The organism is Bifidobacterium bohemicum DSM 22767 (assembly GCF_000741525.1).
GTDB classification, from domain to species: domain Bacteria; phylum Actinomycetota; class Actinomycetes; order Actinomycetales; family Bifidobacteriaceae; genus Bifidobacterium; species Bifidobacterium bohemicum.
The window spans coordinates 150,565-164,806 of sequence record NZ_JGYP01000001.1 but is presented as its reverse complement, the minus strand read 5'-3'; the positions used below and the strand labels follow the sequence as shown (position 1 = coordinate 164,806).

Sequence of the window (14,242 nt, the reverse complement as noted above, 5' to 3'; positions counted from 1 at the left end):
ATGCCGATGATTGATATTGACTGGCTCAAGGAGCATGTCGAAGTTCCCGCCGACCTTACATACGAACAGCTCGCCAAGGATTTGGTGCGTGTCGGCCTTGAGGAGGAGGAGATTCACGCCTCCCAGGTCACCGGGCCCATCGTGGTGGGCTACGTGGTCGACTGCACGCCCGAGCCGCAGAAGAACGGCAAGACCATCAACTGGTGCCACGTGGATGTCGGTGACGAATACAACGAGACCGACGAGAACGGTGATAAAGTGCCGCGCGGCATCGTATGTGGAGCGCCGAACATGGCCGCCGGCGAGAAGGTCGTCGTCACGCTGCCCGGTGCCGTGCTTCCCGGCGACTTCAAGATCGAGCCACGAAAGACCTACGGGCACATCTCGAACGGCATGTGCGCCTCCGAACGCGAGCTGGGGCTTGGCAACGACCACAACGGCATCATTCTGCTGAACCATTACGATCTCAGCAAGGAAGAGGCCGAAGCGCTCAAGCCAGGTGACGACGCGATGCACCTGCTGCACCTCGATCAGCCCGTTCTGGAGATCAACATCACCCCTGACCGTGGCTACACGCTTTCGTACCGGGGGGTCGCGCGCGAATACCATCATTCCACCGGCGCAGCCTACACCGATCCGGTGGTCGCCTTGAACGCCAAGGCTCCTAAACCTGTTGTGGAAGGCGACAACGGCGGTGATGTCGCCGTTGAGATTGATGACGGCAATCCGATCCACGGCGTGCCTGGCTGCGACCGCTATTATGCGCGGATCGTACGTGGATTCAACCCCGATGCGCCCACGCCGGGCTGGATGCGTCGCCGGCTGATCCGTGCCGGGATGCGTTCGATTTCGCTGGCCGTTGACATCACCAACTACGTGATGCTCGATTTGGGCCAGCCCATGCACGCCTACGATCTGGACAAGATCGAAGGTCCCATTGTGGTCCGCCGCGCCAACGCGGGCGAACATCTGACCACCCTCGACGGCAAGGACCACGAGCTTTCGCCCGAAGACCTGCTGATCACTGATTCGCCCAATGGCGTGCGCGCCAGCCGCATCCTGGGTCTGGCCGGGGTGATGGGAGGACTGTATGGCGAGGTGACGGCCGAAACCAGGAACGTGTTCGTTGAGGCCGCCCACTTTGACCAAGTGACGATCGCCCGTTCGGCACGCCGTCACAAGACCCCTTCGGAGGCGTCGAAGCGGTTTGAGCGCGGTGTGGACGATCAGTTGCAGCCGGCGGCGGCTCAGATGGCGGCCGATCTGCTCGCTTCGTGCGGCGGCGGAACCCCCAGCGACACCCCGGTGGACGTGGACCGTACCCAAGCCCGTACGCGGATTGACTTCAGGCTCACCGAAACCAAACGGTTGACGGGTCTTGATACCTCCGACGAGCGTATTCGACAGATTCTCGAAGACATCGGGTGCGCCGTCTCCGAGGGTGCGGAACCGGGACGCATTCTCGTATTGCCTCCATCGTGGAGGCCGGATCTGAACGATCCGTGCGATTTGGTTGAGGAGGTCGCGCGTCTGGTTGGCTATGACGAGATTCCCGTCACCATGCCTCCGGCTCCGGTCGAGAGCTCCATAGGATTGACGCCCAACCAGTTGCGCCAGCGCCAGGTGGCGGACGAGCTTGCCGAATACGGCCTGGTGGAGACCCTGAGCTACCCGTTCGTGGGGTCGGCGGACTTTAAGGCGTTCGGCTACGATGAAGACGACATCGAACCAGTCAGCGTCGAGGTCGCGAACCCGCTTGCGGGTGACCGCCCCTACTTGCGTCGCACCATTCTGCCCACTCTGGCGCAGACCGTGCAGCGCAACATCCGCCGCGGCATCGAAGACGTGAGCCTGTATGAACTCGGCCATGTCTATCTGTGGGATCCGAACGCGCCCGCCATTCCGGCGTTGCCCGGCGGCGTCAAGCCCACCGATGACCAACTCGAGGCGCTTGACGCCGGTCTGCCGGAACAGCCATTGCATGTGGCTGCGATCCTGACCGGCAAGGCGGTCGAAACCGGTTGGCTTGGCGAGCGTCGTGCCGTTGATTGGACCGATGCCGTCGAAGCCATGCGCCGTGTGGCCGACAGGCTTGGTGCCAAGGTTCAGCTTGACCAGCCTCGGTCCCGGGATGTGCCGGCACAATGGCACCCAGGGCGTGCGGCCAAGGTGATGGTGGGCGATGTGTTCGTTGGAATGGTGGGTGAGTTGCACCCGCATGTCAATGAGGCTCTCGGTTTCCCGGAGCATTCCGCGGCTTTCGAACTCGACCTTACCGCCTTGTTCTCGACGCTGAACGGAAAGCCCGTGCAGGCCAAGCCGATTTCGACCTTCCCGCCGGTCAAGCAGGATCTGGCGTTCTCGGTGCCCAAGACCATCAGCGCGGAGCAGCTCAAGCAGGCGATTGTTGAGGCTGCAGGCGATGATCTGGAATCCATCGAACTGTTCGACGTATACACCGGCGATCAAATGGAAAGCGACGAGAAGTCACTGGCCTATGCTGTGGTGTTCCGTTCACCGGACAGGACCTTGCAGGCCGCCGACACCGAGGCTCTTCGTGCCGCCATAGTCGAAAAGGCCGCGCCTCTCGGGGCACAACTGCGGGCCTGAAAACCGCAATCGATCAACACCCAAGGACTGCCATGAACAACAACGACGATCAAATCAACAGGACCGGAGATTCCGGACAATCTGCCACCCCGGAATTTGGTGCCATGTCAAGCCAGTTCGGTGCGGGATACAACCCTTATCTGTATGGCGCTCCGGAGCCGAAGGACAACGGGCAGCCTGATGGCGGCGCTACCCCGGTCCAGACTGGTATGCCGGGCAATGGCGGCGTGGGCAATCAAGGCCAAAATCCATTCGGATACGGTTTTCGCAATCCTGGCGATCACGGCAACCAGGGCGGCGTCGGTAACTCAGCGTTCCCCGCAGGGCAGAACGGTTACCCCGGAGCTCCAGGCTATGGCTATCCCAATCAGCCGATGCGGCAAAACGAAGCAGACCCATACCCGGGTCAGCCCGGATACCAGCCTGATATTTACAACGGTATCGACATGAACGACCCTAGCCAAAACCCACTCAAAGGCCGCTGGGACGCCTTCGCAATCCTCGCATTTGTGCTGGCTTTCATCGGGAATCCGGTTTTTCCGTTGATTTTCGGCGCTATTTCCCTGCATCGTACGAAAAAATTCCATATGAAAGGTCGCGGACTCGCCTGGGCGGCAGTGATTATCGGCGTGCTTGTGCTCATTTTGGAGATTTGGTTGTGGTCTCAAGGGTTTAACCCTATGGACTACATGCAACAGATGTTGAATAGTGGTTCGGGCAACAACGGTGGTGGCGGTTCAGTCAACGCTTGATGGTAAAGGTCTTGTTCTTGTGGACAAGGCCTTTTTTGTTACTGGCTCCCTTAACGCGCGGTGCGTCTTGTCGTCACGGAAGGGCTTGTTGCGAGAACGCCGGTGGCGTCCGAACCGGCATGTGGGAATTGGTCTTTACGTGCCTGTTGACGGACAGGCCGGACAGCTCGTGTCCACTATGTGGATGAATAAATATGCATATAAATGAATATATGTATTATGTTGTACGTTACGGAAGGGGACGTCCATGCGTACATACACAGTGGCGGTGGCTGGGGCCAGTGGATATGCGGGGGGAGAGATGCTGCGCCTGCTGGCGTCCCATCCTGCGTTTGAGGTCACGACGGTGACCGGGGACTCGTCGGCAGGGCACCGACTGGGCGAGTGCCAGCCGCATGTACCCACCCTTGCGGACATGGTCATTACGGCGACGACACCGGAGAATCTCAACGGTCATGACGTAATCGTACTTGCTTTGCCTCATGGTGTCTCGGGAGCATTGACGCAGCACCTGAAAGCCAAGTGCGCCGTGGTTGATCTCGGTGCCGACCATCGGCTTGAAAATGCGCAGGCCTGGTCGGACTATTACGGAGGGGACTTTCATGAGCCGTGGATTTATGGGCTGCCGGAATTGATCGTCGGCAAGGATTCCGGTGGCGGCTATATCCGGCAGCGGCATTTGCTCATGGGCGATGGTGAAGCGCTGCAAGGCTTTAGTCACAAGGTTGCGCACAGCGAGTCCGGGTTAAACGAAAGTGACTGGATTGATGGCGAACCTCATTCCGACAAGCAGGGCGTCAAACGTATTGCAGGTCCGGGATGCAACGTCACTGCGGTGACGTTGGCCTTCCAGCCGGCTGTGGCCGAAGGACTGGTTGACTATGGTGACATTCTTGCGGATCTTGCCGTCGGGTATTCCGGAGCCGGTAAAAACCCTAAGCGACCGGGTCTCCTGGCGGCGGAAGCGTTCGGATCGGCCACCCCCTATTCCGTGGGTGGCGTGCATCGACATATCCCGGAAATCGTACAGAATTTGATGCACGCTTCACAGGCAGGTGCGGTGAACGGTCGGTGCGAAGAGGATCCGGTGGGCATGACCGTCGCGTTCACACCGATACTGGTTCCTATGGCTCGGGGCATTCTTGCGGTGGTTTCGGCGAGGCTCAGCGACAAGGGCATGACTTTGGACAACGAGGGAATCCGTTCCGTTTGGCATGAGGCATACCGCGGGGAGCGTTTTATACGGGTTCTCGACGAGGGCTGCATGCCGGCCACCGCTGCCGTGCTTGGCTCGAATGCCGCACAAATACAGGTGGCCGTCGATAGGCGGGCGAAAAGGCTCTACGGTTTTGCCGCAATCGACAATCTCGACCGCGGCACCGCCGGTCAGGCACTTCAGTCGCTGAACTTGGCATTAGGGCTGCCGGAGGAGCAGGGACTGACAACGATAGGAGTGGCGCCATGAGCGTGACATTTGCAACAGGATTTTCGGCGGCCGGCGTTCATGCGGGCATCTCAGCGAATACGCAAAGACCCGACTTGGCGCTGGTCGTCAACCATGGACCGCTTGATGCGGCGGCGGGCGTCTTTACGGCAAACCGTTTCTGCGCGGCGCCGGTGCAGTGGACCCGTGACGTGGTCAGGGATGGACACATTAAGGCCGTGGTGCTGAACTCGGGCGGCGCCAACGCCTGCACGGGTCAGGCTGGTCTGAAGCAGAGCGAAGCGACGGCCGTCAAAGTTGCGCAGACATTGACCGGTGACATGCAACGGGGCGATGATGCGGCTGTGGTTCCCATCGAGGAGGTTGCGGTGTGCTCAACGGGTCTGATCGGTGAACTGCTGCCGTTGGAGCATGTGCTCAATGGCGTCGAGCTGGCGGCGTCCGCCCTCGGCTCCGACGATCAGGCCGGCACCGACGCTGCCAATGCCATTTTGACCACAGACACCAAGCCCAAAACCGTGCGACTGTCCGGTTCCGGTTATCGCGTGGGCGGTATGGTCAAGGGCTCTGGAATGATCGCCCCGCAATTGGCGACCATGCTCTGCGTGATCACGACGGATGCCGTGGTCGATGTGGAACAGCTACAATCCGCACTTACCTCGGCAGTCAGCCAATCCTTCAATCGCATAGACGTGGACGGGTGCATGTCCACCAACGACACGGTGCTGCTGCTGGCTTCGGGCGCTTCCGGAGTGACTCCGGAATCCGATCGGTTCGCAGACTTGGTTCGTCAGGCGTGCAGCGATCTCGCTCGGCAAATTATCGGTGACGGGGAAGGCTCGACACACGACATCGTCGTCACTGTTTCCGGTGCCGACGCCGAAGATGCGGCACTGGCCTGCGCCCGGGCTGTGGCGGGATCGAATCTGCTCAAATGCGCGATTTACGGCAATGACCCGAACTGGGGACGCATCGTCAGCTCGTTGGGCACCGTGCCGGTCCATGTGGCTGCCTACGAACCCACGGACGTGACGGTCGATATCAACGGAGTGCGCGTGTGCGAACACGGGGGCGCCGGTGTTGACCGTTCCGAAGTGAAGATGGACGCACGACAGGTCGATATCCACATCGACCTTCATCATGGCACGGCTGCCGCCACGGTTCTGACCAACGACCTGACGCATGATTATGTGCACATCAACGCGGACTACGAATCGTAAGGACGGCTATGACTGACAACGGTAACGATGGACGGCAAACGACGCATCAGGCCTTCGAGCGAATCTACACGACAGGTGACTTACGACCGGATCAGAAGGCGGAAGTGCTTATCGAGGCGTTGCCTTGGCTCGAGGAGTTCGCCGGTCAGCGCGTGGTCATCAAATACGGCGGACACGCCATGATCGACGAGCATTTGAAGGCATGTTTCGCCCAGGATGTGGTCTTTCTCAGACAGGTAGGCATGCATCCGGTTGTGGTGCATGGAGGCGGGCCACAGATATCCGCGATGCTTCGTGATTTGGGTATCGAATCGGAATTCAAAGCGGGGCTGAGGGTGACGACAAAGCAGATCATGCGGGTGGTGCGCATGATACTGACCGGTTCGGTCTCCAGGGAGCTGATCGGGTTGATCAATACGCATGGACCGTTGGCCGTCGGGCTTTCCGGTGAGGATGGATCGCTGTTTGCCGCCAAGCGTTACCGTCCGGTAATCGATGGGATCGCCACCGACATCGGTCTTGTGGGAGAAGTGACTGAAGTCGACCCCTCGTCTGTCGAAAGTCTGATCGACGGCGACAGAATACCTGTGATTTCGTCCATCGCTCCGAACGCGGAAGACGCGACACAGGTGTTCAACGTGAACGCCGATCTGGCCGCCGCCGCACTTGCCGTGGCTCTTCACTCGCGAAAACTGGTTATTCTTACCGACGTGGAAGGGCTTTATTCCGATTGGCCTGACCGGGATTCACTGATCAGTTCCATCGGCGTCGATCGGTTGCGGCAAATGATTCCGACTCTGGAAAGCGGCATGGTGCCCAAGATGCGCGCATGCATACGCGCGCTGGACGGCGGTGTTCCGCAGGCCCACGTCATCGACGGGAGACGACCCCATTCGCTGCTCAATGAGGTGTTTACCAGCGATGGCATCGGCACGATGGTGGTACCGGGCGACGGGCTTACGTTGAGAAGGGGCAAGCGGTCGCCGGTTACGTAATGTAAATGGATGCCTGGAAAGGATACGAAGATTCGACCGTTGTCCTGGCCAAGGCGGGCGTCCAACGGCATCCATGATCTTAAAAGTCATCATCCATGATAAAGACACGAAATTACCTCAAAAGATGTTCAATCGAAACGAAAGCACATACCACGAAAGCTGAATCTTATGACGAATGAAGGTAAGGGCATAGGCGCTGACAATGCCGGCAATATGAACGATTTCGTACATTCCGGAATGACGAATCCCGACTGCACGGCCAAACGGGAGAACGATTCAGCAAAGCCTTCAACCCGGACTTCTCTCGGGAGCGGCAGTGCGGAATGGATCGAACTCTACAACACCGTGCACACTCATGCGTTCGGTACCCCGTTACGGGTGATGGACCACGGCAAAGGCGCACGACTGTGGGATGTGGACGGCAACGAATATCTCGATTTTTTGGCGGGGATCGCCGTCAATTCGCTGGGTTACGCACACCCAAGATGGGTGGCGGCGGTAAACGAACAGGCCGGAAAAACGGCGCATGTGAGCAATTATTTCGCTTCGGTGCCTCAAATCGAACTGGCCGCCAGACTCCTCCAAATCGCCGGAGCACCGGAAGGCTCGCTCGTATACTTCGCCAATTCCGGAGCCGAAAGCAACGAAGCGGCAATCAAACTTGCACGACTCTACGGCACAAAGCTGCTAGGAGCCGAGCGTGAACAAGCAGGTGCGCCGGCGCGTATTATCGCGCTTACCCACGGATTCCACGGACGCACGATGGGGGCTTTAAGCACCACATGGAAGCCTTCGATCAGGCATCCGTTCGAGCCGTTGCTGCCAGCGGTCGAATTCGTTGAATGCGGTGACCTTGCGGCCATGCGTGAGTCGTTCGATTCCGCCGGTCGGCCGGGGGTCGGGCCCGTGGCCGCGGTGATGCTCGAACTGATTCAGGGCGAAGCGGGAGTGAGGCCGCTCGATCCGCGCTATGTAAAGGGTGTACGGGAATTGTGCGACAGCCACCGCTCGTTGCTGATCGTCGACGAGGTTCAAACCGGTATCGGCCGGACGGGCCAATGGTTCGCGTTCCAACGTGAGGATCTTTCCGGTGGCGTCATGCCCGATATCGTGACGTTCGCCAAAGGTGTGGCCGGAGGTTTCCCGATGGGCGGCATGATCGCATTTGGGAGGCCGCTCGCCTCGCTGTTCACTCCCGGTATGCACGGTTCAACGTTCGCAGGAGGCCCGCTGGCTGCCGCGGCCGGGCTCGCCACGCTGAGCGTCATCGAAGAGGAGGGGTTGGTGGGCAACGCCGAGCAACGAGGAGAGCAGCTGCGTCGTGGGATCATGGCGTGCGGCAATCCGCTGTTCGCAGCGGTTCGGGGACGCGGTTTGCTCAACGCGGTTCAGTTGGCGCGTCCTTGCGCCCATGCCGCGATGAATTGGGCTTTGGATCACGGCCTGATCGTCAACGCGGTCGCCCCTGACGTGTTGCGTCTGGCCCCGCCCCTGATCGTTTCCGAAGCCGACATCGCTGAGGCGGTGTCGATTCTGGCTGCGATGCCGACAGACTTATCGTCGGACTGATTGGCTGCGGCTCACTGAGATCGGGCGGTCTCGTCGTCGTTTGAATGACCGTTCGAGACCGCGGTCGGAACAAAGAACAAAAATGCTCGAAAACGGCAATGAATGTGGAATGTACCAATATACAGGTATAGAATAAATATACTAGGATTATGCAGCATAGAGCGCACTGAACAGAAGGGAAGTGGCTATGGCAGGCCAGCTTCGGCATATGTTACGGGACGACGATGTTACCCATGACGAGCAACGCCAAATACTGGAATTGGGCATGAAATTCTGGAAGGACCGCTATTATAGGCGCCCTTTCGAGGGGCCGCAGGGCGTCGCCGTGATCTTCGACAAGCCCAGCACGCGCACGCGTTCGAGTTTTTCGGTCGGTGTTGCGGAACTTGGTGGATATCCATTGGTTATTGACAAATCCGGCTCGCAGCTTGGCCGGGGCGAGCCTGTGGCCGACACGGCCCGTGTGCTCACCCGCATGACCAGCGCCATCGTCTGGCGTACATTCGGTCAGGATCGAATCGAAACGATGGCGCAATATGCCGACGTTCCTGTCGTCAACGCGCTGACGGATCAGTTCCATCCGTGTCAGATACTCGCGGACTTCCTGACCATCGCACAGCATCGAGGGGGAGTCCGGGCCCTTGCCGGTATGACCATCGCCTATGTCGGCGACGCGGCCAACAACATGTCGAATTCATATCTGTTGGGTGGTGCCACAGCCGGCATGAACGTGCGTGTGGCCGGTCCGCAGGGCTTTTTGCCCGACCCGCGGATCGTTGCCGACGCCAAGCGGATCGCCGCTGAGAACGGCGGTTCGATTATGGTGACCGCTAACCCTCGTGAAGCCGTTGAAAACGCCGATTGCGTTTTTACCGACACTTGGGTGTCAATGGGCGAGGAGGGTGAATATGCCATTCGCTCCAAGCCGTTCTGGGACTATCAAGTCAACGATGGGCTGATGTCACTGGCTAAGCCGGATGCGTTGTTCCAGCATTGTCTGCCGGCCTACCGTGGCAAGGAGGTCACCGCGAGCGTCATCGACGGATCGCATTCTGTGGTTTGGGATGAGGCCGAGAACAGGCTTCATGCGCAGAAGGCCTTGCTGACTTGGCTTGTCGGGATGCAACGAGGGTGCAGTGAGTTCCTGGAGTGATGCGTATTTGCGCGTCTGAGTGTTCGTTGTGATGTTTTGATTTGGAGGATTTGGATATATGTCTGCCGAGGATTCGATGGATGAGCATGGCTCGCAGCTCTACCACCCCGCCAACCGCACGGCTCGTCTGAGCGTGATTCAGGAGATCCTGACCAATTCGGTCGTTTCGTCCCAGGCGCAGCTCTCACAGATGCTTGCCGACCAAGGCATTGAGGTGACGCAGGCCACGCTCAGTCGTGATCTTGACGAGATGAAAGCCGTCAAAACGCGCTTGAGGACGGGGGAGATGGCCTATACTCTGGGCATCGAACCCGAACATGACGATGAAACGGCGGAAAAGATCGATCAGCAACTGTCCCGTGGATTATCCAGTCTCGTCGTTTCGGCGGCGGCGGCTCGCAATCTCGTGGTGGTGCACACGCCGGAAGGCGCCGCCCAATATGTCGCGAGCAGCCTTGACAAGCAGTCCATTGATGGAATCCTGGGCATCATAGCCGGTGACGATACCCTGCTCCTGGTATGCGCGGATGACGATGTGGCGAATCAACGCATGCAGTGGCTGCTTGATATCGTTTCAAGTCGTCGCGGCGGTTCCGGACGGTGACCCATCCGCATATCGGACATATCCGTCCAAAAATTGAATGTTTATACAATTGAGCGTATATATAGAAGAGTCATGAAGAAAGGCTGAAATGAGTAACACAAATCGTATCGTATTGGCATATTCCGGCGGTCTCGACACTTCCGTGGCGATTCCATATCTCAAAGAGCGCACCGGCAAAGATGTTGTGGCGGTGTCCTTGGATGTCGGGCAGGGCGGCGAAAGCCTGGACACCATCAAGCAACGCGCTTTGGCGTGCGGTGCCGTTGAGGCGTACGTGGTCGATGCGCGCGAGGAGTTCGCCAGTGAGTACTGCATGCTCGCGCTTAAGGCGAACGCCAAGTACGAAGGGGTTTACCCGCTCGTTTCCGCCATTTCCCGGCCGTTGATCACCAAGCACCTGGTGCGGGCGGCACATCAATTCGGCGCCGATACCATTTCTCACGGGTGCACCGGTAAGGGCAACGATCAGGTACGTTTCGAGGTTTCGATCGCTTCGATTGACCCCGACCTCAAGGCCATTAGCCCGATACGCGACCTGTTGCTGACTCGCGACGTGGAGATCGCCTTCGCCAAGGAGCACGGACTGCCTATATTGCAGACCGAAAAAAGCCCGTATTCCATCGATCAGAACGTGTGGGGACGTGCCATCGAAACAGGCTTCCTTGAAGACCCGTGGAACGGACCGACCAAGGACTGCTACACCTATACCGACGACCCGGAATTCCCGCCGGTGGCCGATGAGGTGACGATTGAATTCAAGCATGGCATCCCCGTCAAAATCGACGGCCGCGAAGTGACTCCCCTGCAGGCAGTCGAAGAGATGAACCGCCGCGCCGGCGCTCAGGGTGTGGGTCGTATCGACCTGATCGAGGATCGTCTGGTCGGAATCAAGTCGCGCGAACTGTATGAGGCTCCTGGCGCAGTCGCGCTGATCGCCGCGCATGAGGAACTCGAAAACTGCTGCCTGGAAAGGGAGCAGCACCGCATCAAGCGTGACATCGACAAGCGCTGGGCCGAACTGGTCTATGACGCCCAATGGTTCTCACCGGCCGTCCGCTCGCTCAATGCCTTCATCGAGGAGACTCAGCGGTATGTCTCCGGTGAGATTCGGATGGTGTTGCACGCAGGTCGTGCCGTGGTGACCGGGCGTCGCAGCGACACCTCGCTCTACGACTACAAACTGGCCACCTATGATTCCGGCGATACGTTCGATCAGAACGCCTCCAATGGTTTCATTGAGATTTACGGTCTGCCCGACAAGGTGGCCGCAGCTCGCGACGTGCGTTTCGGCAACGGAGTCGAAGTGCCTAGCGACACCGTGGAGTGATGATGGCTGAAGAAGACAAGCATCTGGCGTTGTGGGGCGGGCGGTTCAAATCGGGCCCCTCGCCGCAATTGGCTCGGCTGTCGAAGTCCACCCAGTTCGACTGGCGTTTGGCTGGCGACGACATCGCGGGCTCGCGGGCGCATGCCCGTGCCTTGGGACGGGCCGGACTGCTCAGCGCCGATGAACTCGAACGCATGGAAGCTGCGCTCAACGAGTTGCAACGACGCGTGGATTCCGGGCAGTTTGCGCCGGTGGAGGACGACGAGGACGAGGCCACGGCGTTGGAGCGTGGGCTGTTGGCCATCGCCGGTGACGAATTGGGTGGCAAGCTGCGCGCAGGTCGCTCCCGCAACGACCAGATCGCCTGTTTGATTCGCATGTGGCTTCGACGTCATGCGCGCGTGGTGGCAGGATTGTTGCTTGACGTGACGGATGCGCTGATCGGCCAGGCCGTGGCTGCGGGTGACGCGGTGATGCCGGGTCGTACGCATATGCAGCACGCGCAGCCGGTATTGCTGGCACATCAGCTCATGGCGCATGTGTGGCCTCTGCTGCGTGACATCGACCGACTTTCAGACTGGGATAAGCGCATGGACGAAAGCCCATACGGTTCCGGAGCTTTGGCCGGCAACACGCTCGGATTGGACCCGCAGGCCGTGGCGAGCGAACTTGGTTTCTCCCGTGTTGCGGCCAACTCCATCGACGGTACGGCCAGCCGCGATCTGGTGGCCGAATTCTCGTTCGTGGCTGCCATGATCGGCGTCGATCTGAGCCGTCTTTCGGAAGAGATCATCATCTGGAACTCGCAGGAATTCGCCTTCGTCCGTCTCGACGATGCCTATTCGACCGGCTCCTCGATCATGCCCCAGAAGAAGAATCCGGATATCGCCGAGCTGACCCGTGGCAAATCCGGTCGTCTGATCGGCGATATGACGGGGCTTATGGCCACGTTGAAAGGTCTGCCCACCGCCTACGCCCGCGACCTTCAGGAGGATAAGGAGGCCGTGTTCGATCAGGTCGACACCCTTGAAACACTGCTCCCCGCCTTCTCCGGCATGGTACGCACCATGACCTTCGATCTCGACCGCCTGAAGGCTGAAGCACCGACCGGGTTCGCGCTGGCTACGGACATCGCCGAATGGTTGGTGAAGCGGGGAGTGCCGTTCCGCCATGCCCACGAACTGTCAGGCGCCTGCGTGCAATTGGCCGAGGGCAGGTCAGTGGAGCTTTGGGATCTGACGGATGCCGATTTCATTGAAGTGTTCAAAGACTTCCTGCCGCCGCAGGTTGCGCCGAAGGTGCGCACGGTGCTTACGGTGGAGGGATCCGTCTCGGCCCGTGATGGCGAAGGCGGCACCGCTCCGGTCCGTGTGTGCGAGCAGATTGCACAGGCACAGCGCCATGCGGCGCAGGCACGGCTTTTTGCGAACTCCGTGAGTGATGGCCCTGCCTACGTGGCTCCCGGAGCGTTGAACGCACAAACTTGATCCACAACCTTTAAAACACCATGCTCCGTGTAGTCTCGACACACTGGGATACTTGATGGTGCAAATTCGTGGTGAGGAGTGGATTACATGACGATTGGGATCGGGACACCAGTTGCGACGATCGAGGCTTTGTGGGCCAAACATACCATTCATTTGGCCGATGAGCCTTCAGGACAGCGTTCGGGTTTGGTGAGCCCGCCAGCCGATTCTGGAGCTTATGCGAATGTCGGTGCGGCGCTTGATTCCGATGCCCGAGCACCGTTGCGCTTATGCGCGATCGGCGATTCGATGGTGGCTGGCTGTGGCACGCCGGACCAGCGTGACGGCCTTATCCCTGCGATAGCCAGTGGTATGGCCGAAGTGACGGGGTGGGATGTTCAATGGCAGGCGCACGGCAAACTTGGAGCGACGATGCGGCGTTTGCGCTATCGCATTTTGCCTGAGGTCTTGCAGTCAGGAGAGCGGTTCGACTTTCTGCTGGTATGCGCCGGTTCGAACGACATCATGGCCAATCGCAGTCTGTCTGAATGGCGTGACGACCTTGAAGCAGTATTGGTTGCGGCGCAGCCAATCGCTGAGCGTATCTTCGTCCTGAGTCCCGGTCAGATGCAGCATGAACCGTCATTGGGGAGGGTATTGCGTCGCGTTCTGGAACGGGAGATGGACGCCCAGGCCGCGGTGAGCAACGATGTTTGCGTCAAACACGGCGCCGTATATATCAATCTGATTCATGACGACGTGCATGCTTCGGATCCCGGCTTCTTTTCTCCCGATCATTTCCATCCAAGCCCTGTGGGCTACGGGTTCATCGCCCAAAATGTTGTCGCCGATATCGAGCCCATGCTACGTTGACCCCAGCTTGCGATCGCATCTGGTGTCATCAAGCAGGATGGTCGCATCGGACGATCACGATGCGCCGACTGCGGCAATTCATTGATGTGTGACAAAGCCCGCATGTCAACGAACCGATGTACCAGGCTTTTGCGGCGGGTGTGCATGGCGTCGTCGTTATCCATGTTTTGATGCGGGACCGGCTTTGACGAACTTCGATACGAGACGGTTCTTGTCTATGTTGCGGAAT

11 protein-coding genes and 1 pseudogene are annotated in these 14,242 nt (G+C 59.2%); all 12 read left to right on the top strand.

Annotated features, from left to right (window positions below; all coding sequences use genetic code 11):
• The 12 genes and pseudogenes from pheT (at position 1) to BBOH_RS00690 (ending at position 14,013) form a co-directional block, all read left to right on the top strand.
• On the top strand, positions 1–2,610 hold the full coding sequence (gene pheT, locus BBOH_RS00740; protein ID WP_033520214.1) for a phenylalanine--tRNA ligase subunit beta: 2,610 nt from the start codon (positions 1–3) through the stop codon (positions 2,608–2,610).
• 32 nt (positions 2,611–2,642) lie between these two features.
• Positions 2,643–3,362 carry a DUF4190 domain-containing protein gene (locus BBOH_RS00735; RefSeq protein WP_052118093.1) on the top strand — a complete coding sequence of 240 codons (720 nt, stop codon included), beginning with the start codon at positions 2,643–2,645 and terminating at the stop codon, positions 3,360–3,362.
• Positions 3,363–3,609: 247 nt separating this feature from the next.
• Positions 3,610–4,038 (top strand): annotated as a pseudogene (locus BBOH_RS09430) (N-acetyl-gamma-glutamyl-phosphate reductase); the annotation flags it as partial.
• A gap of 9 nt (positions 4,039–4,047) precedes the next feature.
• Complete coding sequence (locus BBOH_RS09425) at positions 4,048–4,827, top strand: Asd/ArgC dimerization domain-containing protein (protein WP_337588427.1); 780 nt, start codon at positions 4,048–4,050, stop codon at positions 4,825–4,827.
• On the top strand, positions 4,824–6,026 hold the full coding sequence (gene argJ, locus BBOH_RS00725) for a bifunctional glutamate N-acetyltransferase/amino-acid acetyltransferase ArgJ (protein WP_033520213.1): 1,203 nt from the start codon (positions 4,824–4,826) through the stop codon (positions 6,024–6,026). Before BBOH_RS09425 ends, argJ begins: the two co-directional genes overlap by 4 nt.
• Before the next feature lie 8 nt (positions 6,027–6,034).
• A complete protein-coding gene (argB, locus tag BBOH_RS00720; protein WP_081930238.1) occupies positions 6,035–7,021 on the top strand; it encodes an acetylglutamate kinase in 987 nt (328 codons plus the stop codon).
• 237 nt (positions 7,022–7,258) lie between these two features.
• Positions 7,259–8,590, top strand: coding sequence for an acetylornithine transaminase (locus BBOH_RS00715; RefSeq protein WP_081930272.1), 1,332 nt, complete (start codon positions 7,259–7,261; stop codon positions 8,588–8,590).
• Positions 8,591–8,777: 187 nt separating this feature from the next.
• Positions 8,778–9,743 carry an ornithine carbamoyltransferase gene (gene argF / locus BBOH_RS00710; protein ID WP_033520212.1) on the top strand — a complete coding sequence of 322 codons (966 nt, stop codon included), beginning with the start codon at positions 8,778–8,780 and terminating at the stop codon, positions 9,741–9,743.
• A 76-nt stretch (positions 9,744–9,819) separates the two neighbouring features.
• Positions 9,820–10,347 (top strand): arginine repressor, encoded by a 528-nt coding sequence (gene argR, locus BBOH_RS00705; RefSeq protein WP_033520613.1) that lies wholly within the window; start codon positions 9,820–9,822, stop codon positions 10,345–10,347.
• A gap of 88 nt (positions 10,348–10,435) precedes the next feature.
• A complete protein-coding gene (locus tag BBOH_RS00700; protein WP_033520211.1) occupies positions 10,436–11,674 on the top strand; it encodes an argininosuccinate synthase in 1,239 nt (412 codons plus the stop codon).
• A gap of 2 nt (positions 11,675–11,676) precedes the next feature.
• The gene (argH, locus tag BBOH_RS00695; protein ID WP_033520210.1) at positions 11,677–13,161 is read left to right on the top strand and encodes an argininosuccinate lyase; all 1,485 of its coding nucleotides are present in this window, start codon (positions 11,677–11,679) and stop codon (positions 13,159–13,161) included.
• 87 nt (positions 13,162–13,248) lie between these two features.
• The gene (locus BBOH_RS00690; protein WP_033520209.1) at positions 13,249–14,013 is read left to right on the top strand and encodes a GDSL-type esterase/lipase family protein; all 765 of its coding nucleotides are present in this window, start codon (positions 13,249–13,251) and stop codon (positions 14,011–14,013) included.
• Positions 14,014–14,242: the final 229 nt, after the last annotated feature.